We start from the raw sequence: 23,871 nt of genomic DNA on the forward strand, positions 1-23,871 counted from the left end.
GGCGGGCCGATGTCGGTGCTCACCGTAGCGACGGGGAGCCGCCCGCCGGGGCACATCGTGTCGTCGACGCGCGACACGTCGCCGGATCGATTTGGCAACTCTCGGTGAGGGGCGGGGTGGATGTGACGGAGGGGTCCAGCGCGACCGCCGGGGCCGGCCGACCCCGGGACGTCATCCGGCGCCGGAGGGGCGGCCCAGCCCGGGCAGCCGGCGCAGCGGCAGCTCGTCGGGTCGGGGGAGGGCGTCGGTGATCGGCACGGCGTCGGCGATGGGCACGGCGTCGGCGACCGGCTCGTCGTCGGCCGGCAGGACGTCGTCGTCCGGGGCCGGGCGCAGCTGCCGGACCACCGCCTCGACCTCTGGCGGGGACGGCACCGCGGTCTCGCCGACGCCGAGGTCGTCGAAGCGGCGGGCGGCGGCGAGCACGGAGCGCTCGTAGGAGCCGACGGTCTCGTTGTAGCGGGTGAGCGCGGTGCCCAGCGCCGAGCCGAGCCGGGTCAGGTGGCCCGAGAGCGTGGTGAGCCGGGCGTGCAGCCGGCGGCCGACCTCGATGACCTGGTCGGCGTCGCGGGCGAGGCGCTCCTGCCGCCAGGAGTGCGCGACGGTGCGCAGCAGCGCGAGCAGCGTGCTCGGGGTGGCGATGACGACGTCGCGGGCGAAGCCGTGCTCGAGCAGCGCGGGCTCGGCCTCCAGCGCGGTGGTGAGGAACCCGTCGGAGGGGACGAACAGCACGGTGAACGGCGCGGCCGGGCGGAACGCGGTGGGGTAGCGGCGGGCGGCCAGCTGGTCGACGTGGGTGCGCAGCTGCCGGGCGTGGGCGGCCACCCGCTGGTCGCGGACGGCCTGGTCGGTGGCCTGCACGGCCTCGATGTAGCCGGTGAAGGGCACCTTCGCGTCGACGACGACCTGCCGGCCGTCGGCGAGGGTGACCACCAGGTCGGGGCGGACGCCGGCGCCCTCGTCGTTGGTGGAGGACGGCTGCTCGACGAAGTCGCAGTGCTCGAGCAGGCCCGCCACCTCGACCACCCGGCGCAGCTGCACCTCACCCCAGCGGCCGCGCACGTGCGGGGTGCGCAGCGCCGTGACCAGCGCCGCCGTCTCCTGGCGCAGCAGCGCGCTGGTCTGCCCGACGGTGCCCATCTGCTCGCGCAGCTCGCCGTGCGCGGTGGCGCGGTCGCGCTCGATGCCGGCGAGCAGGCGGTGCAGGTGGTCGAGCGACTCGTGCACCGGCTCCAGCGCGTCGTCGGCCGGCCGGCGGCGGGACAGCACCGCGACCACGCCGAGGGCGACGGCCGCCCCGAGCAGCACGCCGAGGAGCAGGCCGAGCAGCAGGGAGGCGGCGTCCACCCCAGCAGGGTGCAGGACGCCACCGACAACCCCGGGGAGGTGAGGCCAATAGCGCTACAAAGGCCCACTTACGCGGGGACGGGGGCGTGCTCCGCCTCGTGGTCGAGCAGCCAGCGCTTGACCGGGGTGCCCCAGCGGAACCCGCCGAGGCCGCCGTCGGAGCCGAGGACGCGGTGGCACGGGATGAACAGCGCGGCGGCGTTGCGGGCGCAGGCGTTGGCCGCCGCGCGGATCGCCGCGGGCCGACCGCAGCGGGCGGCGAACTCGGCGTAGGTGTCGGGCTGCCCGGCGGGCACCGTGCGCAGCACCTCCCACGCGTCCTCCAGGAACGGCCCGGAGCGCTGCCGCACGGGGACGGCGTCGATGGCCCCGACGTCGCCGGCCGCGTGCGCCTCCACGACGTCGAGGACCGGCAGGTGCTCCACCCGCTCGACCCAGGTGGGCCGCAGCGCGCGGTGCACGACGGGCAGCAGGTCGCTGACGTCGCCGGTCCACCCGGCGGCCAGGACGACGTCGCCGCCGTCGGGGCCCGGGGTGACGACGACGGTGAACGGCCCCGGCGGGGTCGCGACGGTGGCGAAGCGGGCGGACGGGGTCATGACGCACTCCGATCGGCGGGGGCGGGAGCCGGGTGGCGGGTGAACAGGTGCGGCGCGGCGAGCGCCCACAGGTGCAGGACGGCGTAGGAGCGCCAGGGCCGCCAGCGGCGCGCGGCGTCGGCGTCGGAGCTGCCGAGCCCGGCCAGGGACCGGCGCAGCGCGAGGTCGCCGGGCAGCCAGACGTCGGGGTCGCCGAGGCCGCGCATCGCCACGAGCGCGGCGGTCCACGGGCCGATGCCGGGCAGCGCCAGCAGGTCGCGGACGGCGGCGTCGCGGTCGCAGCCGGGGTCGAGGGCCACGCGGCCCTCGGCGAGCGCGGCGGCCAGCCCGGTGAGCGTGCGGCTGCGCGCGCCGGTCAGCCCGACGGTCGACAGGTCGGCCGCGGCCAGCGCCTCCGGCCGCGGGAAGGCGTGGGTGAGCGTGCCGACCGGCTCGGCCAGCGGCGTCCCGGCCAGGGTCACCACCCGCGCGGTGAGCGTGCGGGCGCCGGCCACCGAGACCTGCTGGCCGAGGACCGCGCGGACCGCCGTCTCGGGGGCGTCGGGGGAGGCGGGCACCCGGCGTCCGGGCGCGGCGGCCACCAGCGGGGCGAGCGCGGGGTCGGCGCCGAGCACGTCGTCGACGGCGGCCGGGTCGGCGTCGAGGTCGAGCAGCCGGCGGCAGCGGGGGACGGCGGCGCGCAGGTCGCGCAGGTCGGTGAGCAGCAGCCGGGCGGTGACCGCGGCGCCGCCGTCGGGCGCGGGGGACAGCCGGACGACGCCGGGCCCGCCGGGCAGGTCGAGGACGCGGGAGAACGTCGTGCCGTCCCACTCCTCGAGCCCCGGGACGGCGTGCAGGCCGAGGAAGAGCAGCACCTCGGCGGCGTCGAACGGGGCGCGGGCGGCCAGCCGCAGCGTCAGCCAGCCCGGGGCGCCGGTCTCGCCGCCCGACCGGCGGCGGCGCAGCTCGCTGGGCGTGCAGGCGAACACCTCGCGGACGGTGTCGTTGAACTGCCGCACGCTGGCGAACCCGGCGGCGAACGCGACGTCGGCCATCGGCAGGTCGGTGGTCTCGATCAGCACCCGGGCGGTCTGCGCCCGCTGGGCGCGGGCGACGGCGAGCGGGCCGACGCCGAGCTCGCCGACCAGCAGCCGGTGCACCTGGCGCTCGGAGTAGCCCAGCCGCGCGGCCAGCCCGGGGACGCCGGCCCGCTCCACTTCGCTGTCGGCGATCAGGCGCATGGCGCGGGCGACGACGTCGGCGCGCACGTCCCACTCCGGCGAGCCGGGGACGGCATCCGGGCGGCAGCGGCGGCAGGCGCGGAACCCGGCGGCCTGGGCGCCCGCGGCGGTGCCGAAGAAGCTGACGTTGGCCGCGGCCGGCGTGCGGGCCGGGCAGGAGGGACGGCAGTAGATGCCGGTGGTGCGCACGGCGGTGAAGAACCAGCCGTCGAAGCGGGCGTCCCGGCTGGCGACCGCGCGGTAGCAGCGCTCGGCGTCGAGGGAGGTGGGCACGCGTCGAGCATGGCACCGCCGGGAGCCCCTGACTGGCGGATTTCGGACGGCGCCGCCGGACGTCGTCGGCGGGCGGCTGTCGGTGCCGCCCACCAGACTGCGCCCACCGGGGACGGCGGCGTGCCGGCCCCGCGTCGACAGGGGGAACCGTGATCGGACCGCGCCCGGGCATCCGTCCGCCGAACCGTCAGCCGGAGCGCCCGGCGAGGCGCCTCGGGGCGCCCACCACCGGCCGGCAGGTCGTGGTCTTCGCCGATCCCGGCGACCCGCGGGTCGACTGGTCGGCGGCCGGGATCACCGACGTCGCCGACTCCCGCGACTTCACCGCCGGCCGGGTGCCCGCGCAGGCGTTGCGCGAGGCCGGGGCCACGGTGTTCGCCCGGCTCGGCATCGCCGTCGTCGCCGCCCCACCCGACCAGGTCGGCGCGCTGCGGTCGGCCGGGCCGCCGGTGCTGTCGGTGTCGCCGGAGCTGGTGCACCACGTGCTGCCCGCCGAGGAGTACGTGCGCGGCTACCGCGACGGCGTCACCGACCTGGCCGGCCGGCTCGCCGGCGCGGGCGGCGAGGAGGTGCCCCCACCACCGGCCTTCGCCGACACCGAGGCGGCCACCTGGGGCGTGCAGGCGGTCCGGGCGACGACGTCGCCGTACACGGGCGCGGGGGTGCGGGTGGCCGTCCTCGACACCGGGCTCGACCTCGCCCACCCCGACTTCACGGGCCGCGGCATCACCGCCGAGTCCTTCGTGGCCGGGGTGGACAGCGCGCAGGACGGCCACGGCCACGGCACCCACTGCGTGGGCACCGCGTGCGGGCCGCAGTCCCCGCCGCAGGGGCCGCGGTACGGCGTCGCGTCCGGCGCGGAGATCTACGTCGGGAAGGTGCTCAGCGACGAGGGCAGCGGCGAGGACGGAGGCATCCTGGCCGGCATCGACTGGGCGGTGGCCAACGGCTGCGCGGTCATCTCGATGTCGCTGGGCGCCGACGTCGCCGAGGCGCACCCGCCGTACTCGGCCGCGGGCCGGCGGGCGCTGCAGCAGGGCTCGCTGATCGTGGCGGCGGCCGGCAACAACGCCGACCGGGAGAACGGCGAGTACGGCTTCGTCGGGGCGCCGGCCAACAGCGTGGAGGTGCTGGCCGTCGGCGCGGTCGACGCCGCGCTGCGCACCGCCTGGTTCTCCGCGCGCAGCCTGGCCGCGCCCGGCGGGGAGGTCGACGTCGCCGGGCCGGGGTCGACGTCTACTCGGCCTGGCCCCTGCCGCAGCGCTACAACACGATCAGCGGCACGAGCATGGCCACCCCGCACGTGGCCGGGCTGGCGGCGCTGTGGGCCGAGGCGACCGGGCGGCGCGGCTACGAGCTGTGGGCCACGCTCACCCAGGCCGCGAGCCGGCTGGCCGAGCCGTCGGTCGACATCGGCAGCGGGCTGGTGCTCGCGCCCCAGGAGGGAGCCGGGTCGGCCTGAGGAGGACTAGCCTCCGCGGCGTGGGCTCCCCGCTGGCGCGGTACAGCGTGACCGTCGACGACGGCCACCTGTCCGACCTCGACGCCGTCGCCTCGGCGCTGCGCGAGTCCGGGATGCAGGTGGAGCGGGTGCTCGGCTCGCTCGGCCTGATCACCGGCTCCGCGCCGCCGGACGCCCGGCCCAGCCTGCTCGCCGTCGAGGGCGTCACCTCCGTCGACGAGCAGCTGCGGTACTCGCTGCCGCCGCCGGACGCGCCGGTCCAGTGAGCCCGCGGGGACGCGCGCACGCCGTCGTCCGTTGACCGGGGTGTGCAGCCGACCCCCGTGCCCGACCGCGGCCGCCTGGTCGCCGTCGCCGCGGTCGTGCTGGCCGTCCTCGTGGTGCTCGGGACGCTGCTGGTGACCCGGCAGACCGGGGGCGAGGGGCCGCCGTCGGCGGAGTGCGCCTCGGCGGGGCCGGCGGTGCGGGTGGACCCGGCCGCGCTGCCGGCCGGGCCGGTGGCCGGCTGGGGGCCGGAGCAGCTGGCCAACGCCGCGGCGATCGTCAACGCCGGCGCCGACCTGGGGCTCGACACCTGCGCCCAGGTGATCGGCGTGATGACGGCGATGGGGGAGTCGTCGCTGCGGGTGCTCGACCGCGGCGACGCCGCCGGGCCGGACTCCCGCGGGCTGTTCCAGCAGCGGGACAACGGCGCCTGGGGCAGCTACGCCGACCGGATGGACCCCACCACCAGCGCCACCAACTTCTTCCGCGCGCTGCGGGAGGTGCCCGGCTGGCGGTCGCTGGAGCCGACGATCGCCGCGCACCGCACCCAGCGCAACGCCGACCCGTACCACTACGAGCGCTGGTGGGACGACGCCGTCGAGGTGGTCTCCGCCCTCGCCGGGCGGCCGGTGCTGGGGCCCTAGCCCCTCCGGCGGACCCGGGGCGTCCACCGGACGGTGGACGGCGGACCCACCGCGCGGGCGTCCCCGCGCCCGGCGCGCGGCGACAGGCTCGTGCCATGACAGCCACGAGCCCCGCCCCGGCCCCCGCGGCCGCGGCGTTCGACGACGGAGCGGCGGTCCGCGTGCGCGGGCTGGTCAAGCGGTACGGCGACCGGACGGTGGTCGACGGCGTCGACCTCGACGTCCGGCGCGGCGAGGTGTTCGCCCTGCTCGGGCCCAACGGCGCCGGCAAGACGACCACCGTCGAGGTCCTGGAGGGCGTGCGCCGGCGCGACGGCGGCGACGTCACCGTCCTCGGCGAGGACCCCGCCCGCGGCGGCCGGGCCTGGCGCGGGCGCCTGGGCGTCGTCGGCCAGAGCACCGGCAGCGGCAACGCGCTCACCGTGCGCGAGACCCTCGACCACTTCGCCCGCTACCACGCCGCACCCGTGCCGACCGCCGAGCTGCTGGCCGACGTCGGCCTGACCGACGCCGCCCGCACCAGGGTGGACAGGCTGTCGGGCGGGCAGCGGCGCCGGCTGGAGGTGGCGCTCGGCGTGCAGGGCCGGCCCGAGCTGCTGTTCCTCGACGAGCCGACCACCGGCATGGACCCGGTCGCCCGCCGGCAGTTCTGGACGCTGGTGGAGGGCCTGCGCGCCCGCGGCACCACCGTCCTGCTGACCACCCACTACCTCGACGAGGCCGCGCACCTGGCCGACCGGGTCGGCGTCATCAGCGCCGGCCGGCTGGTCGAGGTGGCCGCCCCGGCCGACCTCGGCGCCGAGCTGCGCCGGGTGGCCACCGTCCGCTGGCTGGAGCACGGCGAGTACCGCGAGGTCACCACGCCCGAGCCGGCCGCCGTCCTGCGCGACCTGGTCGCGGCCTCGCCGACCGGCGACGTGCCCGGCCTGACCGTCACCCGACCCGACCTGGAGGACGTCTACCTCCAGCTCGTCGCCGCCGCCGAGGGGGAGACCCGATGACCGCCGCCCGCACCGCCACCCGGACCGTCCCCGCCACCCGGCCCGCGCCGCCGTCGGCCGCCGCGATCGGGCTGGCCCGCATCGGCCTGGAGCTGCGGCTGTTCGCCCGCGACCCCGGCCAGGTGGTCTTCTCCTTCGCCTACCCGGTGATCATGCTGGCGATCTTCGGGTCGGTCTTCGGCGACGAGGTCGTGCTGCCCGGCATCGGCTTCCGCGAGTACTTCCTCGCCGGCATCGCCGCCACCGGCGTGATGCTCACCAGCTTCCAGGCGGTCGGCACCGCCGTCGCCGAGGAGCGCGAGCGCGGCGACCTCGCCCGCCTGCAGACCCTGGGCACCCCTGCGCTGTCCTACGCGATCGGCAAGGCGGGGCAGGTCGTCGTCACCACCGCCGTCCAGCTGGCGCTGCTGCTCACCGTGGCCGCCACGGCCTTCGACGTCGCCCTGCCCACCGACCCCGGGCGCTGGGTGACGTTCGCCTGGGTGGTCCTGCTCGGCATCCTCGCCGGCACCGTCCTCGGCCTCGCGGTGGCGACGGTCATCGGCAGCGCCCGCTCGGCCGGCACCGGCATCCCCGCCTTCGCCGTCGTCCTGCAGTTCATCTCCGGCGTGTTCTTCATCGGCTCGGACCTCCCGGACTGGATGGACCGCGTGGCCGCGGCCTTCCCGCTCAAGTGGCTGGTGCAGGGCATGCGGTCGGTGTTCCTGCCCGACTCGGCCGCCGTCGCCGAGCAGGCCGGCAGCTGGGAGCACGGGCGGACCGCCCTGGTGCTGGCCGCATGGGTGATCATCGGCACCGTGGTGTGCGCCCGGACCTTCCGCTGGCGTCGGGCGGCGTGAGCCTGCCCCGCCGCCTGGCCGCCGCCGTCGTCCCCCCGCAGGACGACGGCGGCGAGCCGCTGCCCGAGCGCGGGTGGCGGGCCACGGTGACCGGGGTGCACCTCATCTCCGCCGTCGTGTGGGGGCTCGCGGTGCTCAGCGCGGCCGTCGGGGACGCCGTCGACGACGACCGGCGCGCGGCGGCCCTGGCCGTGCTCGGCGGGCTGGCCGTCGCGTACGCGCTGCTCGGCGTGCCCGCGATCGGCGCCGGCGCCCCGCGGCGGGCGGTGGCCTACCTGCTGGTGCTCGTCGTCGCCCTGGGCCTGCTCGGCTGGCTCGCGCCGGGCCTGCTGTTCCTGCTCTTCCTCGCCTACCCGCAGGTGTGGTTCGCCGTCCAGGGCACCCTCACCGGCATCACCTGGACGCTGCTGCTCGGGCTGGCCAGCGCGGCGGGCCCGGTGCTCGACCCGGGCGGCCGCGACGCCGCCGACGTGCTGCTGGAGACCGGCATCGGCATCGGGTTCAGCCTGGCGCTGGGCGTGTGGATCAGCCGGGTGCTGCACGAGAGCGCCGAGCGGGCGTCGCTGATCGCGCAGCTGGAGGCCACCCGCTCCGAGCTGGCCGCCGCCGAGCACGAGCGCGGGGTGCTGGCGGAGCGCGAGCGGCTGGCGCAGGAGGTGCACGACACGCTCGCGCAGGGCTACACGTCGATCGTCGTGCTGTCGCAGACCGCCGCCGCCCTGGTGCCGGCCGACCCCGACGCCGCCCGCGAGAAGCTGGCCGTGATCGAGGAGGTCGCGCGCGACAACCTGGCCGAGGCCCGCGCGGTGGTGGCGGCGTTCCGGCCGGTGGCGCTCGACGGGGCGACGCTGGTGGAGGCGCTGCGCCGGCTGGCGGAGCGGTTCGCCCGGGAGACCGGGCTGGAGGTGCGGGTGGACACGGCGGCCCTCGACGACCCGGCCCTGGACGGCGGGGCGGCGCTGCGCACCGACGAGGAGGTCGTGCTGCTGCGCGGGGCCCAGGAGGCGCTGACGAACGTGCGCCGGCACGCCGGGGCCTCGGCGGTGGTGCTGCGGCTGGCCCGGGTGGGCGGGCAGGTGTCGGTGCACGTGGAGGACGACGGCGTGGGCTTCGACCCGGCGGCGGTGACGGTCTCGGGTCTGGAGGGGCTGCGCGGGCGGGTGGCGCAGGTCGGGGGAGAGGTCGACGTCGCCTCGGCGCCGGGCTCGGGCACCCGCGTGACGGTGCGGGTGCCGGGCGCGTGACCATCCGGGTGCTGGTGGCCGACGACCACCCGGTGGTGCGTGGCGGCCTGGTCGGCTGGCTGGCGGCGCAGCCCGACCTCGACGTCGTCGGGGAGGCCGGCGACGGGCTGGAGGCGCTGGCGCAGGTGGCCGCGCTGTCGCCCGACGTCGTGCTCATGGACCTGCGGATGCCGCGGATGGACGGCGTGACCGCGATCGAGCGGCTGGCCGCCACGCACCCCGGCGTCCGCGTGCTGGTGCTCACCACCTACGACACCGACGCCGACATCGTGCGGGCGGTGGCGGCCGGGGCGACCGGCTACCTGCTCAAGGACGCGCCGCTGCCCCAGCTGGCCGACGCCGTGCGCGCGGCCGCCCGCGGGGAGACGGTGCTCGCGCCGCCGGTGGCCGCCCGGCTGGTGTCGCGGATGCGGGCGCCGGCCGTCGAGGCGCCGACCGCCCGCGAGCTGGAGGTGCTCGCCGGGGTGGCGCGCGGGCTGACCAACGCCGAGATCGGCCGGGAGCTGTTCATCGGCGAGGCCACGGTGAAGACGCACCTGCTGCGGGTGTTCGCCAAGCTCGGCGTCGACGACCGCACCCGCGCGGTGATGGTCGCCGTCGAGCGCGGCCTCCTCCCCGGCCCGGGGGCGCCTCGCTAGGACGAGGGCCCTTGTCGCGCTAATGGCCCTCGTCGGCGGCGGCCAGGAGGGTGCGGCCGGCGTCGCTGCGCCAGTAGAGGACCTCCCGACCCGACCGGCGCCGCTCCAGGAGCCCGGCGTCGAGCAGCACCCGCAGGTGCCCACCGACGCTGCCCAGCGGCAGCCCGGTCCGGGCGGTGAGCGCGGTCGTGCTCTGCGGGGCGTCGAGCGCGGCGAGCAGCCGGGCGCGGGTGCGGCCCAGCAGCCGGACCAGCGCGTCCGGCAGCGGCGCCGGGCCGCCGGCGAGCACGCCGGTGACGGGGTAGACGACGGCGTAGGTGTCGGGCAGCCGCCAGCTCACCCAGCCGCCCGGCCCGGTGGCGGCGATGAACAGCAGGTCCCGGCCCCGGACGTCGCGCGGCGGGTACGGGGCGGCGTTGACCTGCAGCCGCCCGTTGGCCAGCCAGCGGACGCCGGGGGAGATGCCGTCGAGCGCGGCCGACCAGCCGCCGCCGCTGAGGCGGGCGGTGCGGGAGACGACGTCGGCGCGCAGCACCCGCAGCCGCCGCGGCCACTCGTCGCGCACGGTGTGCGCCCACGTCCACCGGAGCAGCGCGGCGGCGGTGGCGGCGAGGCCGGTCGCGGTGAGCGCGGGCGTCAGCGGGCCGGTGGCCACCTCGAGGTCGGCGCGCACGGCGCCGTCGTCCAGGGACTCCAGGAAGCCCAGCTCCTCGTCGATCGTGAGGTCGGGGGCCGACGGCGGCACGGTCAGGAAGTCGGCGGTCCAGGTGGGGCCGAAGGCGGCGTCGAGCAGGGCGGTGCCGACCGGGTCGCCGGCGAGCCGCTCGCGGAACGCGGCCGCGTGCACGTCGGCCCACGGCCGGTGCCACGGCGGCACCGCGGCCGAGCGGAGCATCTTCAGCGCGGCGAGGGTCTCGGTGAGCTGGCTGGTGCCGAAGCGGGCGCGCGCCATGACGTCGGCGTCGACGATGAACTCACCCACCTTTCGACCGTAGGCGAAACGGTGGGTCCCCGGCGTCCCCTGCCGCACCGTCGGCCCGTGCTCACCTACCGGGCGCTGTTCGCGTCCCCGGAGTTCCGCGCGCTGTGGACCGCGGGCGCGCTGACGACCGCCGCCTCGACGACGTCGTCGCTGGCCCTGGCCACGCTGGTGCACCGGACCACCGGCTCGGCACTGCTCACCGCGGTGGCCATGTTCGGCCCGTCCGCGGCGCAGGCGCTGGGCGCGACGACGCTCATGTCCGCGGCCGACGCGAGCCCGCCGCGGCGCACGCTCCTGCTGGTCGCGGCGGCGTCCACGGCGGCGCTGGCCCTGCAGGCGCTGCCCGGCCTGCCGACGCCGGTGCGGCTCCTCCTCGTCGTCGGCGTCGCCTACGTGACCTCGGTCGGGTCGGGCGCGCGGTGGGGCCTGCTGACCGACGTCGTCCCGGCAGCCGCCTACCCGCTGGCGCGCTCGACGATGAACGTCGCCGTCGGGGCGTTCCAGGTGGTCGGCTTCGCCGTCGGCGGGCTGCTGCTCACCGCGCTGACGACGGCGCAGGTGTTCGTGCTGGCCGCGCTCGTGTCGGCGGCCGCGCTGCCGGTGCTGCGGCTCGGGGTCGCCGAGCGGGCGCCGCGCCGGTCCGGGCGAGCGGGGCTCGCCGAGACCGTGCGCAGCAACCGGCTGCTGCTGGCGCACCGTGACACCCGCACGCTGCTCGTGGCGCTGTGCGTGCCGAACGGGCTGGTGGTCGGCTGCGAGGCGCTGTTCGTGCCGTACGCGGGGGAGCGGGCCGGCTGGCTCCTGGTGGCCGGCGCCGCCGGGATGATGGCCGGCGACCTGGTGGTCGGGCGCTTCCTCACGCCCGCGGCCCGCCGGCGCAGCAACACCGCGCTGCGACTGCTGCTCGCCGTCCCCTTCCTCGCCTTCGCGGTCGCGCCGGGCATCCCGCTGGCCGCCGTGCTGGTGGGGGTGGCGACGGTGGGCTACGCGGCGGCCCTGGCGCAGCAGGAGTGGCTGGTGGCGCTCACGCCCGGGGAACTGCGCGGGCAGGTGCTCGGGGTGGAGTCGGCGCTGCGGATGACGGGGCAGGGCGTGTTCGCGGCGGCCGCGGGCGCGCTCGCCGACCTGTCGGCCCCCGGCGCGGTGATGGCCGGGCTGGCCGCGGCGTCCGTGCTGGTGTCGCTGGTGCTGGCGCCCGGGCTGCGCCGGGCCGCCCGCGCCGCCACGGCCGTGCCCGCGTGACCGGGTGGCGGGGCCCGGGTCTGGCTACGCTCGCGCTGCACCCGGGCCGCACCGCGAGGGGATCGTCATGGACGCCGGCGTCGACACCCTGCAGAAGGCGTTGCAGGTCAACCTGGACCCGCGCTGGTACGGGACCATCGCCGAGATCGGCGCCGGCCAGGAGGTCGCCCGCTGGTTCTTCCGGGCCGGTGGCGCGGCGGGCACCGTCGCGAAGACGATGTCGGCCTACGACATGTCGGTGAGCGACGCCGTCTACGGCAAGAGCGACCGCTACGTGTCCAAGGGCCGCCTGCAGGCGATGCTCGACCACGAGTTCCAGCTCAACGTCGACCGGCTCGCCGACCAGCGCGGCGACGACACGTCGTTCTTCGCCTTCGCCGACACCGTCGTGGCCCGCAGCTACCGCGGCGGCAACGAGTGCCACGGGTGGATGGGCGTGAAGTTCCAGTCCCACCCGCGCGACGAGCCCAGCCAGGTCGTGCTGCACGTGCGGATGCTCGACGACGAGGCCGCGCTCCAGCAGGAGGCCCTCGGCGTCGTCGGCGTCAACCTGCTGCACGCGGCGTTCTTCCAGCACCACCAGCCCGAGACGCTGGTGGAGAGCCTGCTCGACCGGCTCACCACCGGCCGCATCGAGGTCGACCTCATCGAGCTGTCGGGCATCGAGTTCCGCGCCGTCGACAACCGGGTCATGGCCCTCAAGCTGGTCCAGCTGGGGCTCTCCGGCGCGGCGATGTTCGGCCCCGACCGGCACGTCCTGCAGCCCAGCGAGGTGCTGCGCAAGAAGGCGATCCTGGTCGAGCGCGGCAGCTTCCGGCCGCCCACGGTGGTCAACATCGCCATGCTGGAGGCCGCCCGCGCGCGGTTCGAGGCCGACCCCGCCGTCGCCGGCCGGGAGATCCTGCTGCTCGGCGAGCTGACGATGGCCAACCTGCGGGCCGGCGGGGACGTCGTCGACCGGCGGGACTTCCTCGCCCGCGCCGACCTGCTCGCCGCGTGCGGGCTGACGGTGCTCATCTCCGACTACGTCGCCTACCACCGGCTGGCCGCCTACCTGGCCTGGCGCACCGACGGCCGCATCGGGATGGTCATGGGCGTCCCGAGCCTCATCGACCTGTTCGACGAGGAGTCCCACGCCGCGCTGCCCGGCGGGATCCTGGAGAGCTTCGGCCGGCTGCTGAAGAACGACCTGCGGCTCTACGTCTACCCGATGCTGCAGGAGGGCCGGGTGGTCACCGTGGACACCGTCGAGGTCGCCCCGCAGCTGCGCCCGCTGTTCGACTACCTCAACCAGCGCGGCAGCTTCGTCGGCCTCGACCACGAGCCGGACCACCTGCCGATCCTCAGCCGCGACGTGCTCCGGCGGATCCCGACCGAGGACACGAGCTGGGAGGCGATGGTCCCGACCGAGGTGGCCGCGCTGATCAAGAAGCGCGGCTTCTTCGGCCACGACCGCTCGCGCTGAGGCCGCCCGGCCGCGCCCCGTAGGCTGGACCCTCGTGAGTCTCACCATCGGGATCGTCGGGCTGCCCAACGTCGGCAAGTCGACGCTGTTCAACGCGCTGACCAAGAACGACGTCCTGGCGGCCAACTACCCGTTCGCCACGATCGAGCCGAACGTGGGCGTCGTGGGCGTGCCCGACGAGCGGCTGGGGAAGCTCGCCGAGCTGTTCACCTCGCAGAAGGTCGTGCCGGCGACGGTGTCGTTCGTCGACATCGCCGGCATCGTGCGCGGCGCCAGCGAGGGCCAGGGGCTGGGCAACAAGTTCCTCGCCAACATCCGTGAGAGCGACGCGATCTGCCAGGTCATCCGCGTGTTCACCGACCCCGACGTCGTGCACGTCGAGGGCAAGGTGTCGCCGTCGGACGACATCGAGACGATCAACACCGAGCTCGTCCTGGCCGACCTGCAGACGCTGGAGAAGGCGATCCCGCGGCTGGAGAAGGAGTCGCGCAAGGACAAGGAGCGCGCCGCGCTGCTGGCCGCCGCGCAGGCCGCCGCCGAGATCCTGAACACGGGGCAGACGCTGTTCAGCGCCGGTGTGGACCCCGCGCCGCTGCGCGAACTGACGCTGCTGACGACCAAGCCGTTCCTGTACGTCTTCAACGTCGACGCCGACGAGCTGGCCAACGAGTCGCTCATCGCCGAGCTGCGCGAGCTGGTGGCGCCGGCCGAGGCGATCCTGCTCGACGCCAAGACCGAGTCCGAGCTCGCCGAGCTGCCGGCCGAGGAGGCCGCGGAGCTGCTGGAGTCGATCGGGCAGAGCGAGCCGGGCCTCGACCAGCTGGCCAAGGTCGGCTTCCGCACGCTGGGGCTGCAGACCTACCTGACGGCGGGGCCGAAGGAGGCGCGCGCCTGGACCATCCCGGTCGGCGCCACCGCGCCCCAGGCCGCCGGCGTCATCCACACCGACTTCCAGCGCGGCTTCATCAAGGCCGAGGTCGTGTCCTACGACCAGCTGATGGAGGCCGGCTCGATGACCGAGGCGAAGTCCCGCGGCTGGGTGCGCATCGAGGGCAAGGACTACGTCATGGCCGACGGCGACGTCGTGGAGTTCCGCTTCAACGTCTGACTGAGCGCATCCGCGCTGGTCAGCGGTTCGTCCAGGCGCCCGAGAACGCACCCAGTCCGCAACTGTCCGCAAAGAGCTGCTCGGCCGCGCGCCTCGTGCGGTCCTCCGCGGTCGGCCAGAGGTGGCTGTAAGTATTCAGCGTCGTGGTGGCGGTGGCGTGCCCGAGGGCGCGCTGGACGGTGACGACGTCGCACCCGGAGGCGATGAGTCCCGAGGCGTAGAAGTGCCGCAGGTCGTGCAGCTTCACGCCGGCGAGACCCGCTGACCTCAGCGTGGTGCGCCAGCGGTAGCCGATCGAGTTCTGGTGCGGCGGCTCGCCGGCTTCTCCGGTGAAGATCCAGGTGCCCTCCGGGCAGTGGGCGGCGACGTGCTGAGCAAGCAGATCGACCAGTGAGGGCGCGAGGTAGACCTGCCGCTCGCTCCCGTACTTGGGTGCCCGGACGTCGACTGCGCCGCCGGGTGCGCGCTGTACCTGACGGGCGACGGTGAGGGTGCGGCGGAGGAAGTCGACATCGCTCACGCGGACGGCGGCCGCCTCGCCGAGCCGAAGGCCGGCAAAGGCGCAGAGCCCGACGAAGGCGCGGAAGGGCGCGTCGGCGGACTGGACGAGCGCGCCGACCTGGGCCGGCGTCGGCAAGGTCATGGCAGCGGCCGCCCGGCGACGGCGGGGAAGTGTCACGCCTTCACTAGGGTCGCGGGGGATGACCCGGTCGGCGACGGCGCCGCGCAGGACGGCGCGGACGTTGTTGGTGCGGGTGTGCACGGTGCCCGGAGCCAGGCCCCGGGTGACCATGCTCTTGATCCACTGCTCAATGTGCGAGCGCCGCAGTGAGCGCATCCGGACGTCACGGAAGGTGGCTGACCGAGCGGCGAGACCCATGGCGGCTTCCGTCCCGGGCGCCCACACCTGCCGAGCGGACCACTCGGCGTAGTACTCCGCGAACGTCTGCCGGCCGGCGCTCGGGTCGACGTAGGTGCCGGTGACCACCGCCGCAGTGACCTCGTCGAGCCAGCGCTGGGCGTCGACCTTCCGGTCGAAGTGCCGGGCGTGCTCCTTGCCGTGCTCGTCGCGGTACCGCGGCCGGTACTTGCCGTTGGGCAGTCGGGAGATGCTGGCCATGCGCGCCGCCTGCGTCCTCAAGGGCCCCGCTGCAGGGCCGGGCCCTCGGGCATAGCGCGGCATGAGCTCGTTCGGTGACTTTGACAGCGATCTGTGGACGCGCGGCGGCCTGTGGACGAGGAACGGCGGACGTCAGCAGGTCTCGGCGTCCTGCCGCTCGGAGAGCCAGCGGTCCACGTCGCCGCGCCGGTAGATGACCCGCCGACCGAGCCGAAAACCGGCCGGCCCCAGGCCGAGGTGCCTCCAGTAGCGCAGGGTGGCGACCGGGGTGCGCAGGTAGGCCGCGGTTTCCGCGAGCGTCATGAGGTCGTTCCCGGACCGGGACTCGTCGGTGTGCGGCCTGTGGATCCTCCGAAGTTGGCAGCGCGGCAGGAATCGACGATGACGGCGTCCAACGCCGGTCAACCGAGACCAGCTGAGGTCCAGCGTGTGGGCGCTTCTCCAGTTGGGCTGCAATTCCGCTCGTGAGGTCGTTGCTCAGCCGAGCTGGCCTCTGCGGGCTTGTTGCCGGGCGCGCGCTTGACGCTGGTACTTAATGGATCCGCTGCGCACGTAGGCGCGGCGGCGGTAGGCCTCGAGGACGGTGCTGAGGGCGTCGGATAGGTCGATCAGGTCCCGGTCGTAGATGCGGCCGTCGTCGACTTGGCTCGCGAGCACGGCGAGCAGGCCGGGCCAGTCGCGGCGTGCTGGTGTGGCGGGGACGGGGACGGGGACGGGCACCTCGACGCGTCGCTCGACGACCTCAACGGCGGACCGGCCGGATGCTGCGGCCCGAGTTTGCTCCCATGCGCGGTGCCGACAGGTGGCCGAACACCACTTCGGGATCGGGCCGCGGCTGCGTGGGGTGATGGTTCCGCCGCACCAGGCGCAATCGGTGGCCGCGTCCCACGGTCCTGTAATGCGCGTCTTGCTGTCAGCTGCTTCAAATCGCTTCGGCTCCCTATGCGCCCGCTTCACCGTCTGGCGCCGGCGGCGCTCGGCCTCGGCTCGTCGCCTTCGGTAGTCCGCCGTCCCCTTGCTGCCCATGTCGGCGAGGTTGCTCACAGCCTCCAGTTACTCGTCACCACGTATTGCGCGCCCCGACGGTGCATGAGGTGTGACGGCTCGTGATCTTGGTTCATCCGGTTGCGGCGGCGGAGGGTTTGAGGCGCTGGCGCCCGCTCGACTGATGGCTGCGGGAGCGATGTTCGGCGCGGCTGCTGTTTGTCAGGGGCCGGTCGGTCGGATCCAGCCGCCAGCAGGACGCGACTCGAGGCCAAGCGCGCTAGGTGCGAGGGCTCGTGAGGGTAGAGCAGGTTGCATGAGGCGAAGACGACTACGAGAGCTGGGGCTAGGGCGAGACCGGAGGCGGAGGCGGGGGCCAAGCATCGCGGCGCTGCTACTGATCGCTTGGCTAGTCATCGGGGCGATCGCTGCTGGATCAGCGTGGGTACTTCAGCAACGGCGACAACGGTTGCGCCAGCGCAGCAACGATCGCGGTGACTGTCATCGCCGGACCGTTGAATTGCCTCGGCGTCAACTCCAAGGTGGACTGAGAGCTTCCGCAGGCGAGGCAGTAGGCGCCTGACCCGAGAAGCACTAAGCGGCGCCGACGGCGGATTCGGCGGGCCCAGTGGTCAGCTACCGACAGCGCGCCTGAAGACGCGGCAGAAAGATTAGCTAACTGAAGTGACCCTCGCGACCTACAGACCAGCCGCGCGCCGCAACTCGTCCTCGCTGTAGCCAAGGGTGTAGTCGTCGTCCATGCCGTGGGAAAGCCAGATCTCCGCCGCGTCGTACACGCTGACCGTCTCGTCGCTGTCTTGGTCGTCCTCGTCGTGAGCGAAACTCACCTCGCTCATAAGCACGCCGTAGTCGTTGTGGTCTTCACCAATGGTGCAGCGACAGTCTTCACTCGTGCCCGCCCCGGCCGTGCCCACTCCGTAACGCTGATGCTGTGGTCCAGTTGGCAAGCGACCCACCCTCTCGGCTTCCTGTCCCTCAAGCTTGTTCACCTACCCGCGGTGCTCACTGCGATTGTCCCGTTCGAGCAGTCCATCGCCGTGGAGCCACGCGGCCTTGGTAGACGCCACTCGGGTGCTACGCCGAGTGCTCCAGCTGCCGAGGCTGATTCGGCGCCGGGTGCCTCAACCGTTCAGGTGTCCATGTCCTCCTGCCATGAACATCTCGTGCACCGACGCTGCAGTCTTGGGTCGCGCTGGTCCTCGCGGGTCCGCCCGGTCTGGGTGTAAACGATGGCGGGGTCGTCGCCCGGCCGCTCCTCCAGGTAGAGGTCGCCGTGCTCGGGACACGTCACTTCGTGGGTGGTGTTCATGCCGGGGAGTGTGGACGGTCGACCCCGTTAAGGTCGCGCCCTCAGCCGACAGCGCCGTCCCCCTGGACACGTTGTCCCCGACGGTCGCCCTGCCGTTCCCCGCCCTCGAGCGCGCCACCTCGGTCTTGCGTGGGCAGCCGGACAAACAGGCTCAGCCTGTGGACAACGCATCGGCCACATACCCGCCAGCTCGGCCCGACTCACCGTCTCCTGACCCGTCCGAGAACAACAGACCTCGACTGACATACCTCTTGCACTCGGCGTAGCGAAAGTCGTTGTGACGGGTTACCGCGAGGCACGCTCGGTGCTGTGCCAGCGGTCACCCAGGCGCGCTGAGCCCTCACAGCAAGAGGTGCACGCCACCCGTCTTGCCCGTCAGCCTGCGGGTCGAGGGCTGGCCGCATCACCCTGTAGATCACCACGGTTCAACGGAGCTTCCGGCAAGGCGGCCCGCAGGGAAGGCCGGACGAAGCGGACACTTGATGTTCTTGATGGTCGGGCTCCAGTGGCGCAAGCACCCCCTTCGATGGCGACATCCGATACCGCGCCAGTTCGGATAGTTGGTAACTCTACGTGTTTGGGCCAGTGCTTGCTGTGGTATCAAGCGGCTGTCTCGGCCCTGGAGGAGCCCATGTCCGACCCCCGCGCTTTTGTCAGCTTCGACTTCGATCATGACGAGCGTTCAAAGATCCTTTTCGTCGGCCAAGCGAAGAGCGATTCGCCTACGCCCTTCACAGTCCATGACTGGTCGAGCAAGACGGCCCTGCCCCAAGCGGAGTGGGAGCGGCTGGTCAAGGGCAAGATGGCGAGCACCAACATGTGCATCGTGCTAGTCGGACGCTTCATGGCCACAGCAACCGGAGTGGTCAAGGAGATCGCGATGGCGAAGGACCTCGACGTTCCCGTCTTCGGCGTTTATGTCGACGGGGCCGGCAGCAACAGCGCGCTGCCGGTAGGCCTGCAGCGCAACCGCACCATCGCGTGGAAGTGGGATGTCATCGCCGCCGCTGTTGATCAGATGATGGACGAGGGGAAGAACGCGTGAAGCGCGCGCTGCTCGTTGGGATTGATCACTACCCGACCGTCGGATCGTTGACCGGCTGTGTCGCCGACGCCACCGCGTTGAGCCATCTGCTCGCTCGGCACGCCGACGGGTCGCCCAATTGGCGCACTGAACTGATCACCGGTGAAGCGGGCTCGGCGACCATAACGCGGCACAGGCTGCGCGGCGCCCTGACCGCGCTCTTCGCCAATGCCCGCGACGCCGACCTGCTGTTCTTCTTCGCGGGGCACGGGGCGCAGACCTTGTGGGGTGCAGACCTCGTCACTCAGGACGCAGCGCCAAATAGCCTTGGTGTCTCGATGAACGACTTAGTCACCTTAGCCAATGACTCGCCTGCTCGCAGCGTCACCATCCTCCTCGACTGCTGCTTTAGCGGTGATACGGGGAACACTCCGGGACTTCAGGCCGCCGGAGTGGCCGAAAACTTCCGCCTCAACAAGGCCGTCGTGCGAGAGAATGTCACCATCATGGCTGCTAGTCGCGGAACCGAGCCCGCGCAAGAAGTTGGGGGGCATGGCGCGTTCACCCGGATACTACTGGACGGTCTGGAGGGTGGCGCAACCGACCACCGCGGTAACGTGACTGCGCTCAGTCTATATGGCTACGTCAGCCCGGCATTTGACGCCTGGGAGCAGCGTCCGGTGCTAAAGACCTATCTTACTGAGCCCGTGCTACTGCGTATCGGACCACCATGGCTGGACAGTGAGTTGCTGCGCAGACTCCCTGATCACTTCCCGTCAGAGCATCACCGCCTCCAATTGACCCCCGCCCACGAGGGTGAAGGCCGACCGCTACCGCCGGGCACCCCCGGTAGCGTCGAGCAGCAAGAGTTTGACTACGTTGGACGACTCCGGAACGCCAACTTGGTCACCACAGACGAGCGGCGGGATCACTACTGGGTGGCCATGGATAGCGGTCACGTCTATCTGACGCCGCTTGGGCGGTATTTCTGGCGACTGGCCGATAAGGGTCTGCTGTGACGCGCATTGGGTGTACCGGTCACCAGAGTCTCTCGTCGGCCACCCGACGCAACGTCGCGGTGGCCATCGCCGACATCCTTGCTGTCGAGGGAAAGGATGACTTAACCGGCCTCACGAGCCTCGCGGAGGGCGCTGACCAAATCTTTGGCTTCGCAGTCCTAGCAGCCGGCGGCTTTCTGCACGCCATCATCCCCAGCGAGAGCTATGAGCGGAGTTTCGTCTCCCCCCCGTCGCGGGACGCCTATACCGCCTTGCGAGCCCTTGCCGGTGCTACCACGATCCTGCCCTTCTCGACACCGAACGAAGACGCCTACTTGGCCGCCGGTCACGACGTTGCCGACCGCTGCGAAATCCTGATCGCGGTCTGGGACGGAAAGCAAGCGGCCGGAAAGGGAGGTACTGGGGACGTCGTCGCCTACGCCCGCGCACGAGGACGAGACATTCGAATTGTCTGGCCAGACGGGGCCAGTCGGCGCTAGACCTCCTGCCGGTTCCGGGAGGCGTCAATCATGGCCAACCAGTAGTGGCACGGCTAACGTTCCGTCGTCGGCCGATTGGACATGGACAGGTGATCGCCTACAGCAGATTCGTGACGAGGAATAGTGTGCCATCCTCTTCCAGTGTCATGTAACCTTCACATTCCTGACACCGCCCCCTCACGATGGAGGATTCGCGATCTCGAGTATAGAAAAAGATCTTCTCGACAGGACAGCGGCATGAGGGGCATCCAAGCGCTGACGTTTCAGCCGACAATGACCTCAAGACCGTAGTCGGGTCGACGTCGCTGATGCGGAAGGGTGGGATTCGCATCAAGTCCTCGACGTTCACGAACTGTATGACCTTTAATTGGCCATCCGGCGGTAGGCGTCGGGGCAGTGGAGATCTTCCGATAAGGTCACTGGCCACAGGGTGAAAGTGATCCTTAATGCGCCCGTCCTTAGCAAGGACCAGCAGAACTTGGTCGCGTAGCTCTAGTAGACTCCTGGATCGCCGCGGGTACTTCTTCACGTCGCGTGATCGGTGCAGGACCATGCCATGGGTCCCGCACAATTTTCCAACTTGTCGGTTACGTGCCGAGAGTCTAGGAGTAAGCGCACGAACATGCGTGGCGTCAACCCTCTTGAACCAACCCCTGCCACGGGGAAGCGCGTGCGCCATAAGTCTGAGTAAGTAGCCGGCATGAGAGCGATGAACCCACAGGATTGTGCGCGGCAGTAAGTTTAGTTGCTCCAGGTAGCCAATTTCATGGAGCACGCTGGGTCCTGCGACAAGCTCCATGAGTGGAGCGGAGAAGAAGTCGTCGAAGCCTTCTCCGCGCATGCGTGGGAACCTCATCATTGGCCACATCCTGCCTTTAGGAGCAAGATGAAGGATGACGCAGTCGGCTTTTCCCAGCGCCTGCACCACGTGCCTACGCCACGATTTTTCATCTGCGGCGACAAACTCAATGTGCTGTTCGAACGAATCTTGCGTTTGCCTAGTTTGAGACCAGGCGTCGCGCAACGCCTGCCCTTCGGCCTCTGATCCGACAAGGGTGAGTCTGGCGCCGGCCAGAAGTGCCGAAAGGTTGAGCGCTAGGGTCCAAGTCGGGCTGCTGTCTTTAAATGAGCGTAGAAGCACAACTGACCGTTGTGAGCGCGCGTTACGGGTTCGATGTTTGCGGGCCTTGCGAGCTCGGGCTGCCTGATTGCGCATCGCTGCATCTTTCCTCGGCTGAATCTCGGCCCGCAAGCGCATGTCCCGGTGAGGGGCGCCCATGATCGATAACGCGCCCTCGCGGACGATCCGATTTACAGGATGGTGCCTGAGTTCGCGCAATGCAACCGCTCCGAGCGCGATGCGATCGCGCCGGATTGTGGTCAGTGTGGGGAGTGCTAGTTCCGTCGTCGAGAGTGGCCAGATGAGGCGACTACTCCGCAACGGACGGGCCGCGATGCGGAAGTCGCAAAGGTGGCGACGGCATCGCAGACGGGAGTGGGCGAGGGCTGCCACCCCGGCCCCGAGCCACGTGAGCATGGGCGGCTTTATGCGAGTGCGTCGATCCTCAATGCTCAAGCGCTCAGCGCATGAGCCGGCCGCGTGGACCGAGGCGGAGGCAGGGGCGACTCGCCCGAACGCGTGACAGACAGTCCGCAGGAAGTCCGCAACTCGGCCCAAATTGGCCACTCAGGGCCAACACCGCTCAACCGAGAAGGTGCTGGTCAGTGGCGTTTCTCGTCGGTGCCCAACCCCTACCGACGACCCCGTCTTCGTTCCGCTTCAACGTCTGACCGGGCGCCCCTCCGCTCGCGACCTCGCACGGCGTCCCGACCGCACGCCCAGCACGACCGCACCCAGGGCCAACAGGACGCCCAGGCCCTGCAGGCCGGGGGAGTCGTCCGCCTCCCCGAGTACGACGGCGGCGATCCCGATGGCCACGGCGAGGAGGGCGACGACGGCGATGACGGCTGCTCTCATGCGGCGACGGTACATCGACCAACGCCCATTATCCATCGAGGATCGATAGATCCCGCCGGGCGCGTCGTCCCCCGCCCGAGCTCCGCGGAATCCGCTAGCAGTCACCGGCGCAGGGCGACGGGCTCGTCGAGGCGGCGCAGCTTGTGCGGGTTGCGCGTCGCGTACATGCGCGAGATCCGGCCGTCCTCGACGACGAAGGTGATCGCCGTGTCGAAGGGGCCGCCGCCGTCGATCCGCGCCGCCACCGTGCCGTTGACCAGCGGCGTCGTGATCGTTACGCCGGGCGCCAGCTCGGCGAAGCGGGCCAGCGCCCGGGCGACCCGCAGTCGCCCGGTCACCGGGCGCAGCGCCGCCGGCGCCAGCCCGCCGCTGTCGGCCACCACGACGACGTCCGGCGCCAGGACGTCGAGCAGCCCCTCGAGGTCGCCGGAGGTCACCGCGGCGAGGAAGCGGTCCACCACCCTCTGCTGCTCGGCCCGGCTCACCGCCGTCCGGGGGCGCCGCGCGGCCACGTGCTCGCGCGCCCGGTGCGCCACCTGCCGCACCGCGGCGGCCGACTTCCCGACCGCCTCGCCGATCTCGTCGTAGGGGACGTCGAACACCTCGTGCAGTACGAGGACCGCCCGCTCGGTCGGCGACAGCGTCTCCAGCACGGTGAGCATCGCGATCGACACGCTCTCCGCCAGCTCGACGTCGTCGGCCACGTCGGGGCTGGTCAGCAGCGGCTCGGGCAGCCACTCGCCGACGTACTCCTCGCGCCGGCGGGCCACGGTGCGCAGCCGGTTGAGCGCCTGGCGGGTGACGATCCGCACCAGGTAGGCCCGCGGGTCGCGCACCGCCGCCCGGTCCACCTCCGCCCACCGCAGCCAGGTCTCCTGCACCACGTCGTCGGCGTCGGCCGCGGAGCCGAGCATCTCGTAGGCGACGGTGAACAGCAGGCTGCGGTGGGCGGCGAAGGGGTCCTCGATCATGCGGGCACGACGCCGTCCGCCGACCGCACCGCCAGCGGCGCCAGGCCGCACGACACCGCGAACTCCTGCGAGCGGATGCCGAGGGCGACGTTGCCCCGAGCGCTCGCGTTCATGAAGCCGATCCTGGCGGTCAGCTCCACCAGCGCGGCCGGCCCGAGCTCGTCGAGCAGCGCGGCCGACAGCTCGTCGGTGACCGCCGGCGGCGTGGCGCTCATCGCCTCGGCGTACTCCATGACGCGGCGCTCCAGCGGAGTGAAGACGGCGGACTCCCGCCAGCGCGGCACCTCGCGCACCTTGGCCTCGTCGAGCCCGCGGCCGCGGCTGAGGAAGTGGTGGAGGTCCAGGCAGAAGCCGCAGCCGATGGTCGCGGCGGACGCCATGGCCGCGTAGGTCGCCAGCGCCGCGTCGAGCCGGTTCCACCCGTCGACCTTCCGGCCGAACGACATCGAGTCCTTGAGCACCGCCGGGTGGTGCCACATGACCGCGGCGCCCTCGGGCACCTGGCCGAGCATCCGGCGGCTGACCGCCTTCAGCAGGGCCCCGTACAGGCCGGTGATCCGGGTCGCCGGGACGCGGGTGTTGCTCGCCATGTCTCCTCCTGGGTGTGCGGCGCTGTCGTCATGGAGACACCGCCGCGG

The 23,871-nt window shown here is 72.7% G+C and carries 25 protein-coding genes and 1 pseudogene; 14 read left to right on the plus strand and 12 right to left on the minus strand.

From position 1 onward, the window contains the following. Positions 1-171: 171 nt before the first annotated feature. From BUE37_RS03630 to BUE37_RS03640, 3 genes are all read right to left on the minus strand, one after another. Positions 172-1,347, minus strand: a complete 1,176-nt coding sequence (locus tag BUE37_RS03630) for a DNA recombination protein RmuC (protein WP_083628251.1) — start codon at positions 1,345-1,347, stop codon at positions 172-174. 68 nt (positions 1,348-1,415) lie between these two features. Beyond that, positions 1,416-1,946 (minus strand): methylated-DNA--[protein]-cysteine S-methyltransferase, encoded by a 531-nt coding sequence (locus BUE37_RS03635; RefSeq protein ID WP_073418681.1) that lies wholly within the window; start codon positions 1,944-1,946, stop codon positions 1,416-1,418. Then, a complete protein-coding gene (locus tag BUE37_RS03640; RefSeq protein ID WP_073418682.1) occupies positions 1,943-3,439 on the minus strand; it encodes an AlkA N-terminal domain-containing protein in 1,497 nt (498 codons plus the stop codon). The genes BUE37_RS03635 and BUE37_RS03640 overlap by 4 nt, the downstream gene beginning before the upstream one ends. Positions 3,440-4,107: 668 nt before the next feature. On the opposite strand from BUE37_RS03640, the pseudogene BUE37_RS24735 reads away from it, so the two are divergent. From BUE37_RS24735 to BUE37_RS03675, 8 genes and pseudogenes are all read left to right on the plus strand, one after another. Beyond that, positions 4,108-4,614: pseudogene (locus BUE37_RS24735) on the plus strand (S8 family serine peptidase); the annotation flags it as partial. A 113-nt stretch (positions 4,615-4,727) separates the two neighbouring features. Continuing rightward, positions 4,728-4,901, plus strand: a complete 174-nt coding sequence (locus tag BUE37_RS24740) for a hypothetical protein (RefSeq protein ID WP_281248063.1) — start codon at positions 4,728-4,730, stop codon at positions 4,899-4,901. A gap of 20 nt (positions 4,902-4,921) precedes the next feature. Beyond that, a complete protein-coding gene (locus BUE37_RS03650) occupies positions 4,922-5,167 on the plus strand; it encodes a hypothetical protein (RefSeq protein WP_083628252.1) in 246 nt (81 codons plus the stop codon). Positions 5,168-5,209: 42 nt separating this feature from the next. Continuing rightward, complete coding sequence (locus BUE37_RS23635; protein ID WP_073418683.1) at positions 5,210-5,809, plus strand: hypothetical protein; 600 nt, start codon at positions 5,210-5,212, stop codon at positions 5,807-5,809. A gap of 95 nt (positions 5,810-5,904) precedes the next feature. After that, a complete protein-coding gene (locus BUE37_RS03660) occupies positions 5,905-6,810 on the plus strand; it encodes an ABC transporter ATP-binding protein (RefSeq protein WP_073418684.1) in 906 nt (301 codons plus the stop codon). Continuing rightward, entirely contained in the window at positions 6,807-7,649 is an 843-nt protein-coding gene (locus BUE37_RS03665) for an ABC transporter permease (protein ID WP_073418685.1), read from the plus strand. The genes BUE37_RS03660 and BUE37_RS03665 overlap by 4 nt, the downstream gene beginning before the upstream one ends. Beyond that, entirely contained in the window at positions 7,646-8,893 is a 1,248-nt protein-coding gene (locus tag BUE37_RS03670; RefSeq protein WP_073419539.1) for a sensor histidine kinase, read from the plus strand. The genes BUE37_RS03665 and BUE37_RS03670 overlap by 4 nt, the downstream gene beginning before the upstream one ends. Further along, positions 8,890-9,531: a response regulator gene (locus BUE37_RS03675; protein WP_073418686.1), complete on the plus strand. Its 642-nt coding sequence runs from the start codon at positions 8,890-8,892 to the stop codon at positions 9,529-9,531. Before BUE37_RS03670 ends, BUE37_RS03675 begins: the two co-directional genes overlap by 4 nt. A gap of 19 nt (positions 9,532-9,550) precedes the next feature. Here BUE37_RS03675 and BUE37_RS03680 read toward each other — a convergent pair whose 3' ends face one another. Further along, positions 9,551-10,513, minus strand: a complete 963-nt coding sequence (locus BUE37_RS03680) for an ArsR/SmtB family transcription factor (RefSeq protein WP_073418687.1) — start codon at positions 10,511-10,513, stop codon at positions 9,551-9,553. Positions 10,514-10,570: 57 nt separating this feature from the next. Between BUE37_RS03680 and BUE37_RS03685 the strand changes: the two genes are divergently transcribed. The 3 genes from BUE37_RS03685 (at position 10,571) to ychF (ending at position 14,328) form a co-directional block, all read left to right on the plus strand. Then, positions 10,571-11,755, plus strand: coding sequence for an MFS transporter (locus BUE37_RS03685; RefSeq protein ID WP_073418688.1), 1,185 nt, complete (start codon positions 10,571-10,573; stop codon positions 11,753-11,755). A 67-nt stretch (positions 11,756-11,822) separates the two neighbouring features. Next, positions 11,823-13,220, plus strand: a complete 1,398-nt coding sequence (locus BUE37_RS03690; RefSeq protein ID WP_073418689.1) for a nicotinate-nucleotide adenylyltransferase — start codon at positions 11,823-11,825, stop codon at positions 13,218-13,220. A gap of 34 nt (positions 13,221-13,254) precedes the next feature. Then, complete coding sequence (gene ychF, locus BUE37_RS03695) at positions 13,255-14,328, plus strand: redox-regulated ATPase YchF (protein ID WP_073418690.1); 1,074 nt, start codon at positions 13,255-13,257, stop codon at positions 14,326-14,328. A 19-nt stretch (positions 14,329-14,347) separates the two neighbouring features. Here the strand turns inward: ychF and BUE37_RS03700 are convergent, their stop codons facing one another. From BUE37_RS03700 to BUE37_RS03720, 5 genes are all read right to left on the minus strand, one after another. Beyond that, complete coding sequence (locus BUE37_RS03700; protein ID WP_073418691.1) at positions 14,348-15,448, minus strand: tyrosine-type recombinase/integrase; 1,101 nt, start codon at positions 15,446-15,448, stop codon at positions 14,348-14,350. A gap of 132 nt (positions 15,449-15,580) precedes the next feature. Then, a complete protein-coding gene (locus tag BUE37_RS03705) occupies positions 15,581-15,751 on the minus strand; it encodes a helix-turn-helix transcriptional regulator (RefSeq protein WP_073418692.1) in 171 nt (56 codons plus the stop codon). A 174-nt stretch (positions 15,752-15,925) separates the two neighbouring features. Further along, a complete protein-coding gene (locus tag BUE37_RS23245) occupies positions 15,926-16,492 on the minus strand; it encodes a hypothetical protein (RefSeq protein WP_139252807.1) in 567 nt (188 codons plus the stop codon). Between the two features lie 638 nt (positions 16,493-17,130). Further along, positions 17,131-17,367, minus strand: a complete 237-nt coding sequence (locus BUE37_RS23250) for a hypothetical protein (RefSeq protein WP_139252808.1) — start codon at positions 17,365-17,367, stop codon at positions 17,131-17,133. Positions 17,368-17,582: 215 nt separating this feature from the next. Further along, the gene (locus BUE37_RS03720; RefSeq protein ID WP_073418694.1) at positions 17,583-17,762 is read right to left on the minus strand and encodes a hypothetical protein; all 180 of its coding nucleotides are present in this window, start codon (positions 17,760-17,762) and stop codon (positions 17,583-17,585) included. A gap of 631 nt (positions 17,763-18,393) precedes the next feature. Here BUE37_RS03720 and BUE37_RS03725 point away from each other — a divergent pair. The 3 genes from BUE37_RS03725 to BUE37_RS03735 are packed head-to-tail and all read left to right on the plus strand — an operon-like array spanning position 18,394 to position 20,284. Next, the gene (locus BUE37_RS03725) at positions 18,394-18,807 is read left to right on the plus strand and encodes a TIR domain-containing protein (protein WP_073418695.1); all 414 of its coding nucleotides are present in this window, start codon (positions 18,394-18,396) and stop codon (positions 18,805-18,807) included. Then, complete coding sequence (locus BUE37_RS03730) at positions 18,804-19,805, plus strand: caspase family protein (protein ID WP_073418696.1); 1,002 nt, start codon at positions 18,804-18,806, stop codon at positions 19,803-19,805. The genes BUE37_RS03725 and BUE37_RS03730 overlap by 4 nt, the downstream gene beginning before the upstream one ends. A gap of 59 nt (positions 19,806-19,864) precedes the next feature. Further along, positions 19,865-20,284, plus strand: coding sequence for a hypothetical protein (locus BUE37_RS03735; protein ID WP_217651112.1), 420 nt, complete (start codon positions 19,865-19,867; stop codon positions 20,282-20,284). Positions 20,285-22,064: 1,780 nt separating this feature from the next. On the opposite strand, the gene BUE37_RS03740 is transcribed toward BUE37_RS03735, so the two are convergent. From BUE37_RS03740 to BUE37_RS03750, 3 genes are all read right to left on the minus strand, one after another. Then, on the minus strand, positions 22,065-22,262 hold the full coding sequence (locus BUE37_RS03740; RefSeq protein ID WP_083628451.1) for a hypothetical protein: 198 nt from the start codon (positions 22,260-22,262) through the stop codon (positions 22,065-22,067). Positions 22,263-22,363: 101 nt separating this feature from the next. Further along, the gene (locus BUE37_RS03745; RefSeq protein ID WP_073418699.1) at positions 22,364-23,233 is read right to left on the minus strand and encodes an RNA polymerase sigma-70 factor; all 870 of its coding nucleotides are present in this window, start codon (positions 23,231-23,233) and stop codon (positions 22,364-22,366) included. Further along, positions 23,230-23,823 carry a carboxymuconolactone decarboxylase family protein gene (locus BUE37_RS03750; RefSeq protein ID WP_073418700.1) on the minus strand — a complete coding sequence of 198 codons (594 nt, stop codon included), beginning with the start codon at positions 23,821-23,823 and terminating at the stop codon, positions 23,230-23,232. Before BUE37_RS03750 ends, BUE37_RS03745 begins: the two co-directional genes overlap by 4 nt. Positions 23,824-23,871 lie beyond the last annotated feature (48 nt).

Origin of the sequence: Geodermatophilus nigrescens, from assembly GCF_900129495.1 — a bacterium.
Taxonomy (GTDB): Bacteria; Actinomycetota; Actinomycetes; order Mycobacteriales; family Geodermatophilaceae; genus Geodermatophilus; species Geodermatophilus nigrescens.